Origin of the sequence: Bradyrhizobium sp. B097, from assembly GCF_038957035.1 — a bacterium.
GTDB lineage: Bacteria > Pseudomonadota > Alphaproteobacteria > Rhizobiales > Xanthobacteraceae > Bradyrhizobium.
Genome location: NZ_CP152412.1, coordinates 5,401,414 through 5,417,122, shown reverse-complemented (window position 1 = coordinate 5,417,122; position 15,709 = coordinate 5,401,414). Strand labels below are relative to the sequence as shown.

The 15,709-nt window shown below is 65.9% G+C and carries 15 protein-coding genes; 11 read left to right on the top strand and 4 right to left on the bottom strand.

Annotation, left to right across the window (positions count from 1 at the left end):
- Positions 1-277 precede the first annotated feature (277 nt).
- From moaA to AAFG07_RS25620, 3 genes are all read right to left on the bottom strand, one after another.
- Positions 278-1,312, bottom strand: a complete 1,035-nt coding sequence (gene moaA, locus AAFG07_RS25630) for a GTP 3',8-cyclase MoaA (RefSeq protein WP_050400281.1) — start codon at positions 1,310-1,312, stop codon at positions 278-280.
- A gap of 339 nt (positions 1,313-1,651) precedes the next feature.
- Positions 1,652-2,134, bottom strand: a complete 483-nt coding sequence (locus AAFG07_RS25625) for a hypothetical protein (RefSeq protein ID WP_212315209.1) — start codon at positions 2,132-2,134, stop codon at positions 1,652-1,654.
- Between the two features lie 160 nt (positions 2,135-2,294).
- Positions 2,295-2,975, bottom strand: coding sequence for an HAD hydrolase-like protein (locus tag AAFG07_RS25620; RefSeq protein WP_342722617.1), 681 nt, complete (start codon positions 2,973-2,975; stop codon positions 2,295-2,297).
- 76 nt (positions 2,976-3,051) lie between these two features.
- Here AAFG07_RS25620 and AAFG07_RS25615 point away from each other — a divergent pair, with 76 nt between their 5' ends.
- From AAFG07_RS25615 to AAFG07_RS25585, 7 genes are all read left to right on the top strand, one after another.
- Positions 3,052-3,885, top strand: a complete 834-nt coding sequence (locus AAFG07_RS25615) for an SDR family NAD(P)-dependent oxidoreductase (protein WP_342722616.1) — start codon at positions 3,052-3,054, stop codon at positions 3,883-3,885.
- A 106-nt stretch (positions 3,886-3,991) separates the two neighbouring features.
- Positions 3,992-4,690, top strand: coding sequence for a ribose-5-phosphate isomerase RpiA (rpiA, locus tag AAFG07_RS25610; protein ID WP_342722615.1), 699 nt, complete (start codon positions 3,992-3,994; stop codon positions 4,688-4,690).
- A 23-nt stretch (positions 4,691-4,713) separates the two neighbouring features.
- Positions 4,714-5,247 (top strand): DUF2059 domain-containing protein, encoded by a 534-nt coding sequence (locus tag AAFG07_RS25605; protein WP_342722614.1) that lies wholly within the window; start codon positions 4,714-4,716, stop codon positions 5,245-5,247.
- A 153-nt stretch (positions 5,248-5,400) separates the two neighbouring features.
- Complete coding sequence (gene gor, locus AAFG07_RS25600; RefSeq protein ID WP_342722613.1) at positions 5,401-6,786, top strand: glutathione-disulfide reductase; 1,386 nt, start codon at positions 5,401-5,403, stop codon at positions 6,784-6,786.
- 46 nt (positions 6,787-6,832) lie between these two features.
- Positions 6,833-7,918 (top strand): alpha/beta fold hydrolase, encoded by a 1,086-nt coding sequence (locus tag AAFG07_RS25595; protein ID WP_342722612.1) that lies wholly within the window; start codon positions 6,833-6,835, stop codon positions 7,916-7,918.
- A gap of 431 nt (positions 7,919-8,349) precedes the next feature.
- Positions 8,350-8,559, top strand: a complete 210-nt coding sequence (locus AAFG07_RS25590) for a DUF2934 domain-containing protein (protein ID WP_342722611.1) — start codon at positions 8,350-8,352, stop codon at positions 8,557-8,559.
- A gap of 57 nt (positions 8,560-8,616) precedes the next feature.
- Complete coding sequence (locus AAFG07_RS25585) at positions 8,617-8,970, top strand: cupin domain-containing protein (RefSeq protein WP_342722610.1); 354 nt, start codon at positions 8,617-8,619, stop codon at positions 8,968-8,970.
- 810 nt (positions 8,971-9,780) lie between these two features.
- Here the strand turns inward: AAFG07_RS25585 and AAFG07_RS25580 are convergent.
- Positions 9,781-10,707, bottom strand: a complete 927-nt coding sequence (locus tag AAFG07_RS25580) for an alpha/beta fold hydrolase (protein ID WP_342722609.1) — start codon at positions 10,705-10,707, stop codon at positions 9,781-9,783.
- A 146-nt stretch (positions 10,708-10,853) separates the two neighbouring features.
- Here AAFG07_RS25580 and AAFG07_RS25575 point away from each other — a divergent pair, with 146 nt between their 5' ends.
- The 4 genes from AAFG07_RS25575 to AAFG07_RS25560 all read left to right on the top strand — a co-directional run bounded on the left by AAFG07_RS25575 (position 10,854) and on the right by AAFG07_RS25560 (position 15,629).
- Complete coding sequence (locus tag AAFG07_RS25575) at positions 10,854-12,242, top strand: 3-deoxy-7-phosphoheptulonate synthase class II (RefSeq protein WP_342722608.1); 1,389 nt, start codon at positions 10,854-10,856, stop codon at positions 12,240-12,242.
- Between the two features lie 43 nt (positions 12,243-12,285).
- The gene (locus tag AAFG07_RS25570) at positions 12,286-12,645 is read left to right on the top strand and encodes a diacylglycerol kinase (RefSeq protein WP_229170836.1); all 360 of its coding nucleotides are present in this window, start codon (positions 12,286-12,288) and stop codon (positions 12,643-12,645) included.
- Entirely contained in the window at positions 12,642-13,787 is a 1,146-nt protein-coding gene (locus AAFG07_RS25565) for an FAD-dependent oxidoreductase (protein ID WP_342722607.1), read from the top strand. Before AAFG07_RS25570 ends, AAFG07_RS25565 begins: the two co-directional genes overlap by 4 nt.
- 90 nt (positions 13,788-13,877) lie before the next feature.
- Entirely contained in the window at positions 13,878-15,629 is a 1,752-nt protein-coding gene (locus AAFG07_RS25560) for an NAD+ synthase (RefSeq protein ID WP_342722606.1), read from the top strand.
- Positions 15,630-15,709 lie beyond the last annotated feature (80 nt).

The following is a 15,709-nucleotide window of genomic DNA, read 5'->3' as shown; positions in this document are numbered from 1 at the left end:
GCACGGAGCCACGGCTCACCTTCAGGAGCAGTTGCAAACGTTCATCCTCCCCCGAAATCCGCTTCCGCCGTTGTTCGTTGCTCTTGGCTGCCGGATCGTCGGCAGCGAGCCGACAGGGGGCAGCGGCCTATCCGGCCGGGCGAGCGTGAAAGCCGGGGCACCAAATCAGCGCCGTCGAACGCCGTCAATCGGAAAATGGGCAAATTGACGGCGCGGCAAATCGTTGTCCCGCCTTGGTAATCGGGAGACGGCGCAGGTGTCGGCAGCGGGCTTCGAACTAGCCGCCGGTGACGCTCATGTGGCGGCTGACGCTCGGGCGGTTGTGGCGGCGGTCGATGATGAAATCGTGCCCCTTCGGCTTCAGCCCGATGGCCCGGTCGATGGCCGCCGACAGCAGATCATTGTCGTCGGAGGCGCGCAGCGGCCGGCGCAGGTCGGAGGCGTCCTCGTGGCCGAGGCAGGTGTGCAGCGTGCCGGTGCAGGTGATCCGCACCCGGTTGCAGGATTCGCAGAAATTGTGGGTCATCGGCGTGATGAAGCCGAGCTTGCCGCCGGTCTCCGCGACCCGGACATAGCGGGCAGGGCCGCCGGTGTCGTCGGCAAGGTCGGTCAGCGTGTAGTGCTTCTCGAGCCGCGCGCGCAGCAGCGACAGCGGAACGTACTGATCGATGCGGCCCTCGCCGATGTCGCCCATCGGCATCACCTCGATCAAGGTCAGGCCCATTCCCTTGCCATGCGCCCATTCCATTAGCGCGGGAATCTCGTCCTCGTTCATGTTCTTGAGCGCGACCGCGTTGATCTTGACCGCAAGTCCCGCCGATCGCGCCGCCTCGATGCCCGACAGCACCTTGTCGATGTCGCCCCACCGGGTGATGGCCCGGAACTTTACGGGGTCGAGCGTGTCGAGCGAGACGTTGACGCGCCGCACGCCGCAATCGGCCAGCTCCTGCGCGAAGCGTGCCAGCTGCGAACCGTTGGTGGTCAGCGTCAATTCGTCGAGCGCGCCGGTCGAAAGATGGCGCGACAGCGAACGCACCAGGCCCATCACATTGCGGCGGACCAGCGGCTCGCCGCCGGTGAGGCGGATCTTGCGCACGCCCTTAGCAACGAAGGCCGAGCAGAGGCGGTCGAGCTCTTCCAGCGTCAGCAGGTCGGCCTTCGGCAGGAAGGTCATGTCTTCCGACATGCAGTAGAAGCAGCGCAGGTCGCAGCGGTCGGTGACGGAGACCCGCAGGTAACGGATCGTCCGGCCGAACGGATCGGTCATCGGACGAAACAGCGTGTCGGAATGCGCCTGCGTGGATCCGTTCATTCAACCCAAGCCTTCAATCCAAGCCTTTAAGCCAAGCCTTTAAGCCAAGCCTTCAAGGCGAGACCTTAACTCAAGACCTCAACTCAAGTCTTGAAATGTGTCCCTGCGTGCGGAGCCGAGCCCGGCTCCAGGCCCACAATCTATGCATGTTGGCGCGCCGTCACAATGCGTCCCTAAGGATGATCCGCAACATGCAAAGCTGATCGCGCGCGATAGGTGAGACAGATCGTGCGATGCATGATCGCAATCGCCGATGTGTCTCCACGAAATACAAAAACCCGGCTTTTGGCCGGGCTCTTGTGCAGTGCAATCTCGATCAGACGCGCGCAGCGTTGCGCGTCAGCGCGTGGGCGCGGCGGCCGGCGGCGGTGCCGCGCTCGGGGCAGGGAACGCCGCGTCCGGAGCGGCAGGAGCCGCAGCGGCAGCCGGCTTCGGCTTCTTCTTTTTCGGTCGCATCGCCTTGTGCCCGCGCGGCGGCGGGCCGGCGGGTTGCAGCTCGGCAAACACCGGGCTCGGATCGAGCGTGGTGGTGGCCGGGCTGGTGAAGTCGCCCGGCGAGCGGGTCACCGTCACCGGCACCGTCGCCGGCTGGAACTTCGGCATGTTGAAGGTGACGGTGAAGTTGGCCTCGGGCGCCGGGATCGACACCGAACAGGGCGTCTTGCAACCCGGCCCGATCGAGGTGACGGCGTCGGCGCCTTGCGGGGCCGAATCCAGCTGCACTTGCATCGGCGGCGGTGCCGACTTGAACGAATCCAATGAGAACGAAGAGCAGCCGGCCAGGCTCAGCCCGGCGGCCGCAATCACGATGATACGACGCATGATCCACACTCTACTGCGGCAATCAGCCACAATCCCCGGGCCGACCATAGGAGCGTCGGAACAGGGGTGCAACAGGGGGAGGTCTGTTCGTTAAAGGATGGTTAACGAAAAATTCGCATGGCAAAATATTACCAAGTAATATCAATGTGTTGCAGAGATTTTATGCGACGCCGAGGCTGGCGACGGCGTCCGGCAGATCGCGCATATGGCTGATCAGCCGGTCCGGCTTCAGCTCGGTCATCGGGACGTCGGTGTAGCCGAAATCGACGCCGATCACCGGGACGCTTGCGCGCCGGGCGACCCCAACATCGGGACCGGCATCGCCGACCATGATGGCGCCGGGCAGCTTGCCCCCGGCGCGGGCGACGGTCTCGCGCAGGAACGCCGGATCGGGCTTGGCGACGCCGAATGTGTCCTGGCCGCAGATCGCGGCAAAGCGCGGCGTCAGACCGAGCCGGTCGAGCAGCAGCTTCGACAGCCATTCCAGCTTGTTGGTGCAGACTGCGAAGCGATGGCCCTTGGCCTCCAGCCGGTCGAGCGCGGCTTCGAGCCCGTCGAACGGGCGCGAGCCGTCGGCGATGTGCTCGGCGTAATAGTCGATGAAATCCTTGGTCAGGCGGTCGAGGTCCGCGAGGCTGACCACGCGTCCGTCCACCTCGAGCCCGCGCTCGAGCAGCTTGCGCGCGCCGGCGCCGATCATGTTGCGGGCGGCCGACAGCGGCACCGGCCGCAGACCTTCGCGGTCGAGCACATAATTGAGCGCGCTGATCAGGTCAGGCGCGGTGTCGACCAGCGTGCCGTCGAGATCGAACACGATGATGGGGGGAGAGGAGGCGGACATCACGCTTTTGGCTATCGGGCCGCGCGCCGTGATGCAAGAGTAGATGTCGGCGCGTCGTGAAATTGGGGAGGCCGGGATGCGGGAACTCGCCGGAAGAGCCGCTTTTGTCACCGGAGGAGCCAGCGGAATCGGGCTGGCGATGGCAACCGCGTTCGCGCGCGAGGGTATGAAGGTGATGCTCGCCGACATCGAAACCGGCGCGCTCGACAAGGCCATCGATGCGCTGCGCGTCGGCGGCGCGGACGTCCATGGCGTGGTCTGCGACGTCGCCGATCCCGCAAGCGTCGATCGCGCGGCACAGGCATCGTTCCGCGCCTTCGGCAACGTCCACGTCGTCTGCAACAATGCCGGCGTCGCAGGTGGCGGCGGCATCGACCAGATCTCGGTCGATGATTGGCGCTGGGTGATCGACGTCAACCTGATGGGCGTCGTGCATGGCATCAGGAGCTTCCTGCCGCACATCCGCGCGCACGGCGAAGGCGGCCATATCGTCAACACCGCCTCGATGGCCGGGATGAATGCCGGGCTCGGCGTGAGCCCGTATTCGGCGACCAAATTCGCCGTCGTCAGCCTCTCCGAAGGGCTTTCGGCGCAACTGAAGCCGCTCGGGATCGGCGTCAGCGTACTTTGTCCGAGCTATGTGCGGACCCGGATCGGCGAGAGCGGGCGCAACCGCCCCGAGCGCTACGGACCGCGCCGCCAGCTCGATCCGGCGAGCCCGATGGCCGCCGTCGTCGCCGAGATCGCGCGCCGCCTGGAAGCCGGTCTCGATCCGGCCTCGGTCGCGGCCCGCGTGGTGCGCGCGATTCACGACGACCAGCTTTACGTTTTCACCCATCCCGGGATGCGGGCCGAGGTCGAGGACCGTTTTGCGGCGATTTTGGCCGCGATGGATGCCGTTTCGGCCTAAAGACGGCCCCGGATGGCGCTATTCCTGCCCGTGAATCGAGGCTAGATATGCGCCCGCCGGGCGGCCGATGGCGCGCCCGTAACGGACAACCGAGGGGCTATCGGCCGTGGACATGGACGCACTGAAACGCCAGGCGGCGGCGCGCGCGCTCGAAGAGGTGCGCGACGGCATGAAGCTCGGGCTCGGCACCGGGTCGACCGCCAAGCATTTCGTCGAGCTGCTCGGCGAGAAGGTCCGCGCCGGCATGAAGGTGATCGGCGTGCCGACCTCGGAGGCGACCCGGGCGGACGCGATCCGCTGCGGCGTCCCGCTGACCACGCTGGACGAGGTCGATCACCTCGACCTCACCATCGACGGCGCCGACGAGATCGACCCCGCGCTCAATCTGATCAAGGGCGGCGGCGGCGCACTGCTGCGCGAGAAGATCGTGGCAGCCGCCAGTGATCGCATGATCGTGATCGCCGACGACAGCAAATGGGTCGAGGTGCTCGGCCGCTTTCCGCTGCCGGTCGAGGTGATCCCATTCGGGCTCGCCGCGACCCAGGCGGCGATGGCGCGGGCGTTCGCCGAGGCCGGCGTGTCCGGCCAAATGATCATCCGCAAGGGCAAGGACGGTCACGTTTTTGTCACCGATGGCGGCCACTGGATCGTCGATGCCCATCTCGGCCGGATCGGCGACCCGCCGCGTCTCGCCGGTTTGCTCAGCGTGATCCCGGGCGTGGTTGAACATGGTCTGTTCATCGGGCTCGGCAGCGTCGCCGTTCTGGCCGGCGCACAGGGAATTCGGGTTGTTGAACGGCGCTAACGCCGCAAGCAAGGAGACTTGGAATGAAGCGTTTTTCGGGACTTTTGTCGGCCGTGGCCCTGGCGGCTGGACTGGCGCTCGCGGCCGCACCGGCCATGGCGCAGCAGCAGCTGCCTCCCATGCCCAAGGTCAAGCAGTCGACCCCCGCGGCGGTTGCGGCTGCCAAGGAAATCCTGACGATGAAGAACGTGGCGGTGATGTATTCCGGCGCCGTTCCGGGAATCATCGAGAAGACCAAAACCGGCCTGCTGCAGCAGTACCTGAACTACCAGAAAGATCTCGACGAGGTGGCGGTGATCGTCGCCAAGCAGTTCGCGGGCGGCGAGAAGGAGATCGGCGACGGCATGGCGCAAATCTACGCCGCCGAGTTCACCGAGCAGGAGCTGAAGGACCTCGTGACGTTCTACAAGACCCCGCTCGGTCAGAAGCTTTTGACCGCGGAGCCCACGGCAATCAACGGATCGCTGCAATATATGCAGCAGTGGGCGCAGCAGTTCGGCGTGATCGTCAACGGCCAGTTCAAGGCCGAGATGAAGAAGCGCGGCAAGGACATCTAGGGTCTTTGTCACCTCGCCCCCGCTTGCGGGGAGAGGTCGGCACGTAGTGCCGGGTGAGGGGGACTCTCCGCTGGCCTGACTCGCGGAGATGCCCCTCACCCCAACCTCTCCCCGCAAGAGCGGGGCGAGGGAGCAGGAAGAAAGAAGGTTGCCATGGCCGAGTTTGACGTCGACCTGTTTGTCATCGGTGGTGGTTCGGGCGGCGTTCGTGCCGCCCGCATCGCCGCTAACTATGGCGCGAAGGTCATGGTCGCCGAAGAGTACCGGATGGGCGGCACCTGCGTGATCCGCGGCTGCGTGCCGAAGAAGCTGTTCGTGATCGGCAGCCACGTCCACCAGGAGATCGAGGACGCGGCCGGCTTCGGCTGGAGCATCGGCCAGGTCTCGTTCGATTGGGCGACGCTCGTCGCCAACAAGGACAAGGAGATCGCCCGGCTCGAGGGCGCCTACACCACCAATGTCGAGAAGTCGGGCGCCAGGATCGTCAAGACCCGCGCGGTGCTCGAGGACGCCCACACCATCGGGCTCGCCGCCGGCGAGAAGGTGACGGCGAAATACATCCTGATCGCGACCGGCGGCGCGCCCAATCACGGGCCGGCGGTTCCTGGCATCGAGCATGTGATCTCCTCCAACGAGGCGTTTCACCTGAAGGAGCTGCCGAAGCGGATCGTGATCCAGGGCGGCGGCTATATCGCGCTGGAATTCGCCGGCATCTTCGCCGGCTACGGCTCCGACGTCACCGTCGTCTACCGCGGCGACAACATCCTGCGCGGCTTCGACGAGGACGTGCGCAAGCATGTCCGCACCGAGATGGAGAAGCGCGGCATCACCATCATCACCGGCTGCACGGTCGCGAAGGTCGACAAGCACGGCCGCGATTTCACCACGCATCTGTCGAACGGCTCGAGCATCGCCTCCGACCAGGTGATGTTCGCGATCGGCCGGCATCCCAATGTCAAGGGTCTCGGGCTGGAGGCCGCCGGCGTCGCGATCAATCCCGCCAATGGCGGCATCCAGGTCGACGGCTGGTCGAAGACCTCGGTCGACAACATCTACGCGGTCGGCGATGTCACCCACCGCACCAATCTGACCCCGGTCGCGATCCGCGAGGGCCATGCCTTCGCCGACACCGTGTTCGGCAAGCGCCCGGTGCAGGTCGACCACGCGACCATTCCGACCGCAGTGTTCTCGCAGCCGGAGGTCGGCACCGTCGGCCTCACGGAGGAAGAGGCGCGGGCGCAGTACAGCCACGTCGACATCTACAAGACCGATTTCCGCCCGATCAAGGCAACGATGTCCGGCCGCGACACCCGCGTGCTGATGAAGCTCGTGGTCGACGGGTCGAGCGACCGCGTGCTCGGCTGCCACATCGTCGGCGATGCCGCCGCGGAAACGATCCAGGCGATCGCGATCGCCGTGAAGATGAAGGCGACCAAGGCCGATTTCGACGCCACCGTCGCGCTGCACCCGACCGCGGCGGAGGAACTGGTGACGATGCGGACGCCAACCGCGCGCCACGTGCGCCAGGCGGCGGAGTAGGGCGCGCCACCCGGGGCGATCCTGCCTCCCGGAGGGAGAGCTTCCGATGTGGTTTCTGGCGCTCTTGCTGATCATGCTCGCGGCGCCGGATCTCGCATTTGCCGAGGACGCCGAATTCAAGGTCGGCGTTACCACGCGCGATTTCGTTCCGGCCGAACCCTACGACTGGCGCGGCGCCAGCGCGCACGTGCTCCGCGCCGTGATTTGGTATCCGGCTGCGGCCGATGCGCACGAGCAGCCGCAATGGATCGGGCCACGCCTCGTCCCGCTGGTCAGCACCGGACGCGCCGCGCCTGATGCGGCGCCGGCAGAGGGGGCACCACGTCCGCTCGTTCTGCTGTCGCATGGCTTCGGCGGCATCGCGACCGATCTCGCCTGGCTCGGCGCGGGGCTTGCGGCGCACGGCTTCATCGCCGTTGCGGTCAACCACCCCGGCAACAATCGATCCGAGGACAGGACAGTCGACGGTTATGCGCTGAAGTGGCTGCGCGCCGTCGACCTCAGCCGGGTCATCGACGCCATGCGCACCGACCGGACCTTCGGCGAGCAGATCGACCCGGCGCGGATCGGCGCTGTCGGCCATTCGTACGGTGGCTACACCGTCATCGCCATCGCCGGCGGCATCACCGATCCGGAGCGGACAGAGGCTTTCTGCCGCTCGCCCGCCGCTGACGCGTTGTGCACGTCGCAGCCTGGCGCGACGGAGCTGCGCCAGCAGAGCGTGATACGCCTGACCACCGATCCCGATTTCCGGCAGCGCTACAGCCTTGGTGGCCAGTCCTATCGCGATGAGCGCGTTCGCGCCGTGTTCGCGATGGCGCCGGGGCCGGTGCCGGCCTTCACGCCGGAGAGCCTTGGCGCCATATCGATCCCGGTCGCGATCGTCGCGGGAGGCGCCGACGAGATCACGCCGCCGGCCTCGGGCGCCGAGGCGCTCGGCAAGGCTATTCCCCACGCGCCGCTGAAGCTGTTTCCGCGCGCGGGCCATTTCGTCTTCTTCGATACCTGTACTGCGGTAGGGCGTCTGGTGATCGGGGCCGTATGCCGCGATCCTGAGGGCACCGACCGCGAGGCGGTCCATGCCGAGACGATCGGCCTTGCGCTCGATTTCTTCATTGCAAATTTGCGCTGAGCAGCCGCGGCGGCCTGGTGAGAACTGAGAGCGAGCCCTGCCTGACAGCGCAACGCCGCCCGCTTAAAATACATGCGAGCGGCGCTGTCTCTAGCCCCAGGAAGGTTGGCAAAATCCTGATGTGTTTAGGTCTGCGGGAGGGGCGCAAAGGTTTCATACCTCTGAAGGGGTAGGTTGCTTCCACAAGACCTGCGCGCTGCCGGCGCCCGCATTTGGTGCCGAGGAACTAGGGCACCCTTGTTGACATGCATAGGCCGCTCTTCGCGGGCGCTCAAATCAGATCCAGCGTCCGGCAAATGGCCTGCGCCGCGGCGCTTGTGCACAGATGGCGCGCCATGGACAGCGCGGCGATCTCGCGCAAGTTGGAACCTTGCGCTATGCTGGCAGTTCCACTCCAAACAGTTTGATGTCTCAAATTGAGGGAGCCGCCCATGAGAGGCCCAACCGAGCAGGAGATTCGGACCCGCGCCTACGAATTATGGAAGGACGCCGGCGAACCGCCGGGCCAGATGGATCAGCTCTGGTACAAGGCCGAACGCGAGCTGCTGGCGCGCAAGGCCGCCAACGGCGAAGCGCCTTGCGATATCAACGGGCACAACGGGCCGACAACGTATCCGGAGAAGTTGAGGGGCGTGCATTGAGTGCGTCGCGGGGCTGAGCTAACGAGCCCGGCAGACTGGCCGGGACCCGGAGGCATCATGAGCGACGCGATCGATCTTTCCGAGAGGCTGTCGACGTTCTCCGACCACTGGTCGCCGCGCACCGTGGCACAATTCAACGCCTGCGACGTGATGGTGGTGAAGGTGCAGGGCGAGTTCGTCTGGCACAAGCATGACGACACCGACGACTTCTTCCTGGTGCTGAAAGGCGTGCTCGACATCGAGCTGCGCGATCGGACGGTGACGCTGAAGCAAGGCCAGATGTACATCGTGCCGAAGGGCGTCGAGCATCGGCCCGTCGCAAGGGAAGAGGTGCATCTGCTGCTGATCGAGCCAACGGGGACGCCGAACACGGGCGATGCCGCGACGGCGGCGCCGCGGAAGGTGGTGTGAGACTGTATGACCCAACAATCCCCTGCGATGGCAGTTTCGTTTTTTCGGAATTTTCTCTTGACGCGCTCCCCAACTCAGATGTTCAATTAGCCCGTCTCACCCGATCGAGGGGCGCTGCGCATCGTCAGGAGTGTTGCGGTGAGATGCGGTGGACGCTGAGCATGCGCGAGACGACGTGCATGCGAGGCGGACGGCGAAATCGTGTGGTCCTGACGCCCTAGCGGCAGGTGTCTCGTCGCGAGATGCGGAAGCGTTTTGCGAAGGCGGTGACAAGCAAGCCCAGTCTCACCGGGGAGAGCACGTATAAGCCGTAACCCATCGCGCAGGGAAAGCCGGGATGTTTCCGGTTACACCTGTGGTCCGACCTCCGGTGCTTTCTGTTGCACCGGACCCATGGGTGCGATCGGCACCCGGCTTTCCCTGCGCCCTCTGTTTCGAGAGAGCGCGAAACGAAGAGCAGAGCTCGGACGGATCGTGTCGCGAGAATACGAAGCTGCGCCTCCACCACATTCTGTCATCGCCCGCGCATGCGGGCGATCCAGTACGCCGCGGCTTCTCGGTTCAACAATGACTGCCTCTGGAATACTGGATCGCCCGGTCGAGCCGGGCGATGACACCGAGATGAGGTGCGCAATCACGGTGCGTTGGATCGCGCGAGAACCATCCTCATCGTCGTCCTGGCGAAAGCCAGGACCCATTACCCCAAATCTCAATTGGCGCTCGACGCCGGGGCCACGATCGCGTTCACAAGTGAATTCGGTGGTTATGGGTCCCTGCTTTCGCAGGGACGACGGTGGTGAGAGTTCGCGCTCATCCCTCCGCCTCGAGCCACTCCGCGGCGCCGCGCCACAGGGCGTCGCGGTGCTCGCTGCGGAAGAAGCCGAAATGGCCGATCGCTTTCGCGCCGGCATCGGCGGGGCGGATCGAGATGATCTCCGGTGTGATCGAGGTGAAGGCGGAGCACAGCAGCTCGACTGCCGGCCGCGTTGCCCAGGTGTCGTCGGTGATCGCAAGCGCGCGGAGCTTGCCCTTGAACTTCGGAAAGTTCTCCCGCGCCGCGAGCGTGGCATCGTCGAGCAGATAGCGCTCGCGCATCACCCAGCCGCGCCATTGCTCGAACACGCCCCGCGGCAGGTCCATGCCGAGGCCGGCCCAGCCGGGCACATAGCCGAGCGCGCGCGCCAGCGGCAGGCCGATGCCGTTCATGAAGGCGACGACGCGGTAGCGCTCCGGCGAGGCCATCAGCTTCCAGGTGGCGGCCTGCGAGGCGACCAGCAGCGCGCGCGGAATTTCAGCGTTGTTGGCAAGGAGCCCGAGCGCCTGGCCGCCGAAGGAGTGGCCGACATAGGCGAAGGGCAGGTCGCGGTAGCGGTCGCGCATCCAGTTCACGGCCGCGGTGGTGTCGAGCGCGGCCCAGTCCGCCATCGTGGCCTTGAAGCCGGCCAGCGACTTCGGCTTGTTGAGGCCGGTTGCCGCCATCGGCCTCGAGTCGCCGGTGCCGCGGTAGTCGTAGGTCAGCACCGCCGCGCCGCGGCGGGCGAGGTAGCCGGCAAAGCCGCGATAGACCTTCCGCGGCACGGCGGTCGCCGAGTTGATCAGGACGGCGTGGCGCTTCCTGCCGCGCGGCAGGAACAGCGTCGCCGCGAGCGGATAGCCATCGGCGGCCGGCACGACGATGTCGTCGCTAAAAACGTCGTCCAGCACTGTGGCGGCTGCGGCAATTTCCCTGGCATTCATGGTATGGTCCAGCAAATGCGAATTCGTATTTTCCTGCAAGAGTTTGACGGGATTGCAGGAATCCTCCTAGCGGCGGGGCGGGCGGCTGTGTATAAGCCCACCTTTCCCGTCGATTAAGTCGCGGTATTTGCTCAGGAGTTGACCTCATGTCCGAGCGGTGGACACCCGATAGCTGGCGCGCCAAGAAGGTGCTGCAGGTGCCCGATTATCCCGATGCCAAGGCATTGGCCGATGTCGAGGCCCAGCTTGCGACCTTTCCGCCGCTGGTGTTCGCGGGCGAGGCGCGCAACCTGAAGAAGGCGCTGGGGCGGGTCTCTGCCGGCGAGGCCTTCCTGCTGCAGGGCGGCGATTGCGCCGAGAGCTTTGCCGAGCACGGCGCCAACAACATCCGCGACTTCTTCCGCGTGCTGCTGCAGATGGCCGTGGTCATGACCTATGCCGGCGCGCTGCCGGTGGTGAAGGTCGGCCGCATCGCCGGCCAATTCGCCAAACCGCGCTCGTCGCCGACCGAGAAGCAGGGCGAGGTCGAGCTGCCGAGCTATCGCGGCGACATCGTCAACGACATCGCCTTCACGCCGGAAGCGCGGATTCCCGATCCGCAGCGCCAGCTGATGGCCTACCGCCAATCCGCTGCGACGCTGAACCTGCTGCGCGCCTTCGCGACCGGCGGCTTCGCCAATCTTGGCAGCGTGCATCAGTGGATGCTCGGCTTCCTGAAGGATTCGCCGCAGTCCCGCCGCTACAAGGAGCTGGCCGACCGCATCTCGGACGCGCTGAATTTCATGCGCGCCTGCGGCCTCGATCTCGAAAGCCACCCGGAGCTGCGCGCCACCGATTTCTACACCAGCCACGAGGCGCTCTTGCTCGGTTACGAGCAGGCGATGACGCGGGTCGATTCCACCACCGGCGACTGGTACGCGACCTCCGGCCACATGATCTGGATCGGCGACCGCACCCGGCAGCTCGATCACGGCCATGTTGAATATTTCCGCGGCATCAAGAACCCGATCGGCCTGAAATGCGGTCCGTCGTTGAAGCCGGACGAGCTGTTGAAGCTGATCGACGTGCTCAGCCCCGACAACGAGCCGGGCCGGCTGACGCTGATCAACCGCTTCGGCGCCGACAAGGTCGGCGATCATCTCCCTGGCCTGATCCGCGCGGTGCAGCGGGAAGGCCGCAAGGTGGTGTGGTCGTGCGATCCGATGCACGGCAACACCATCACCTCGACCTCGGGCTACAAGACGCGGCCGTTCGACCGCGTGCTGTCGGAGGTGAAGGCGTTCTTCCAGATCCATGCGGCCGAGGGCACCCATGCCGGCGGCGTGCATCTGGAGATGACCGGGCAGGACGTCACCGAGTGCATCGGCGGCGCGCGCGCCATCACCGATGAGGATCTCAACGACCGCTACCACACGGTCTGCGATCCCCGCCTCAACGCCGAACAGTCGATCGACATGGCCTTCCTGATCGCCGAGCTGCTGAAGCAGGAGCGCGCCGGCAAGGTCAAACCGATGCCGGCCGCCGCAGGGTTGTGATTTGGGGCAGGTGACTTGAGGGCGGTGACTTGAGGGCAGTGACTTGCTGAGGTTCTGGCGAGCCACCATCAACTCGCGCAACGGGCTGGCCTTCGCCATTCGCTCGGAGCAGGCGATTCGCGAGGAGGTGGTGGCACTGGTGTTGTCGGTGCCGCTGGCCTGGCTGGTCGGCGCCACCGTGATGCGGCGGGTCGAGCTGGTCGCGACCGTGGTGCTGGTGCTCGTGATCGAGCTGCTCAACACCGCGATCGAGAAGCTCGCCGACCGCCTGACCATGGATCACGATCCGCAGATCGGGCGGGTCAAGGACATGGGCTCCGCCGCCGTCGGCGTCGCGCTTGTGATGGCCGGGCTGTTCTGGCTGTTCGCTCTCGCCGAACGCCTGGGCGCATTCTCGTCGTGAGCGCCAACAGGCCGATCAAGCTTGCGGTGATCGGACGTGGACTGATCGGCTCGGCGGCCGCGCGCCATCTGAGCAAGATGGGCCATGAGGTTGCGCTGATCGGCCCCGATGAGCCGGCGGATTTTGCGCAGCACAGCGGCGTCTTCGGCAGCCACTATGACGAGGGCCGCATCTCGCGGACCTACGATCCGCAGCCGTTCTGGCGGCAGATGAACCGCGCTGCGATTGCGCGCTACGGCGAGATCACGGCGGAAAGCGGTGTCGAATTCTACCGCGAAGCCGGTGCGCTTCACATCGGCCATCGCGAAACCACCGATGTCGCCTCGGTCGGCAAAGTCTGTGCCGACGAGGGGATCGGTTGTGAAGCCTATCAGGACGCGGCGCTGGCGGAGCGGTTTCCGTTCCTGAAATCGACGGCGGGAATGCTGGGCTATTTCGAGCCGCGCAATGCCGGATACATCTCACCGCGCCGCCTGGTCCGGGCGCAGACGATCGCGGCGGAGCGCGCAGGCGCCCGGGTGATCGGCGAACCGGCGCTCGGGATTTCCGAGAGCGGCTCCGGTGTGACCATCCGGACGCGATCGGGCAGCGTCGCGGCCGAGCGTGTGCTGGTTGCGGCGGGCGGGCACACCCAATCGCTGCTCGGTCGCTCGTTGGGCTTTACCGTCTATGCGCGGACCGCGGCGTTGTTTCGGTTCGGTGCGGCGGAGGTGCAACGCCTGGCCGGCATGCCGTCGATGCGTTGTCTCGGGCCGAAGGGCGACAATCCCTACATTCTGCCGCCGATCCCATATCCGGACGGCCAGAGCTGGCTGAAGCTCGGCGGCGATCCGGTCGATCGTGCGCTCGAGAGCGAGGCTGAGATCAAGGACTGGTTCCGGTCGGGCGGATCGGTTGACATCGCCGATCGGCTGCAATCCCAGATCCTTGACCGCATTCGCGACCTCAAATTCGAGGAACGCCGCGTCGTGCCCTGCATGACCACCTTCGGCGACACCGGCTTGCCCAGCATCGGACCGCTTTCCGAGCGGGTTACGGTCGCATTCGGCTGCTATGGCAAGAGCGCGAAATGTTCGGACGAATTGGGCCGGCTGGGTGGCATGGCGCTGCTCGGCGAGGTGAGGGCAGAGCTTGCCCCCTGACCGCCGCCGGCGATCCCAGTGCGATTTCTGCAATCGCACCATGATCGGACGACCATTGCAGTTTGCCGTTGTGCGGGACAACATAAAGCTATGAGCGAACAACAGATCAAGATCACCCTGGCGCAACTCAATCCGACGGTCGGTGACGTCACCGGCAACGCCGCGAAAGCGCGTGCCGCGCGCGACAAGGCGAAGGCCGACGGTGCCGACCTCGTGGTGCTGTCGGAGCTGTTCATCGCCGGCTATCCGCCGGAGGATCTGGTGCTCAAGCCGGCGTTCCAGTCGGCCTGCCGCGCCGCGATCGAGGAGCTGGCGCGCGAGACCAAAGACGGCGGCCCGGCGATGCTGATCGGCACGCCCTGGGTCGAAGACGGCAAGCTCTATAACGCCTGCGCGCTGCTCGACGGCGGACGCATCGCCGCGCTGCGCTTCAAGGCCAATTTGCCGAATTACGGCGTGTTCGACGAGAAGCGGCTGTTCGCGCGCGGCCCGGCATCGGGCCCGGTGACGGTGCGCGGTGTGCGCATCGGCGTGCCGATCTGCGAGGACATCTGGCTCGAGGAATCCGAGGACTACGAGAACGTCGTCGAGTGCCTGGCCGAGACCGGCGCCGAGATCCTGATCGTACCGAACGGCTCGCCCTATGCCCGCGACAAGACCGATCTGCGGCTGTCGATCGTGGTGGCGCGCGTCACCGAGAGCGGGCTGCCGCTGATCTATCTCAATGAGATGGGCGGCCAGGACGAGCTGATCTTCGACGGCGCCTCGTTTGCGCTGAATGCCGATCTCTCCGTCGCGGCGCAGCTTCCGGCGTTCGAGGAGAACATCACGACGCTGACCTGGCGCAAGACCGCGGATGGCTGGCGCTGCAACGGGCCGATCACGGCGCAGCTCGAGGGCGACAAGGCGGATTACGCGGCCTGCGTGCTCGGCCTGCGCGACTATGTCCGCAAGAACGGTTTTCCCGGCGTGCTGCTCGGCGTCTCCGGCGGCATCGACTCGGCGCTGTGCGCGGCGATCGCGGTCGATGCGCTCGGCGCCGACAAGGTGCGTGGCGTGATGCTGCCGTTCCGCTACACCGCGCAGGTCTCGCTCGACGATGCCGCCAAGCTCGCCGCCGCGCTCGGCATCCGCTACGAGATCCTGCCGATTGCCGACGCCGTCAACGGGTTCGAGAAGATCCTGGCGCCGGTGTTCGCCGGCATGGAGCGCGACATCACCGAGGAGAATTTGCAGGCGCGCGCCCGTGGCACGCTGTTGATGGCGATCTCCAACAAGACCGGCGCCATGGTGGTGACAACAGGCAACAAGTCGGAAATGTCGGTCGGCTACGCCACGCTGTACGGCGACATGAACGGCGGCTTCAACCCGATCAAGGACATCTACAAGACCGAGGTGTTCCGCCTGTCGAGCCTGCGCAATGAATGGAAACCGGACGGCGCGCTCGGGCCGTCGGGCGAGGTGATCCCGGTCAACATCATCATCCGGCCGCCGACCGCGGAGTTGCGCGAGAACCAGACCGACCAGGATTCGCTGCCGCCCTATGAGGTGCTGGATGCGATCCTCGAACGGCTGGTGGAGCGCGAGGAGCCGCTTGCGACCATCATCGAGGCCGGCTTCGACCGCGATGTGGTGACCCGCGTCGATCGCCTGCTCAACATCGCCGAATACAAGCGGCGGCAGGCGGCACCGGGGGTGAAGGTCACGCGGAAAAACTTCGGCCGCGACCGCCGCTATCCCATCACCAACCGCTTCCGCGATTTCGGCAAGGCGCTGCCGGAGCCGGACGAGAAGCTGGTGACGCGCGGCTCGCGCGCGTCGGCTGAAGCGTTCGAGGGCTGAGCCTGGAGCGAGACCGCTCTCCCTCTCCCGCTTGCGGGGGAGGGCGGGGTGGGGGTGTTGCCGCGAGTCGGACCACCAAT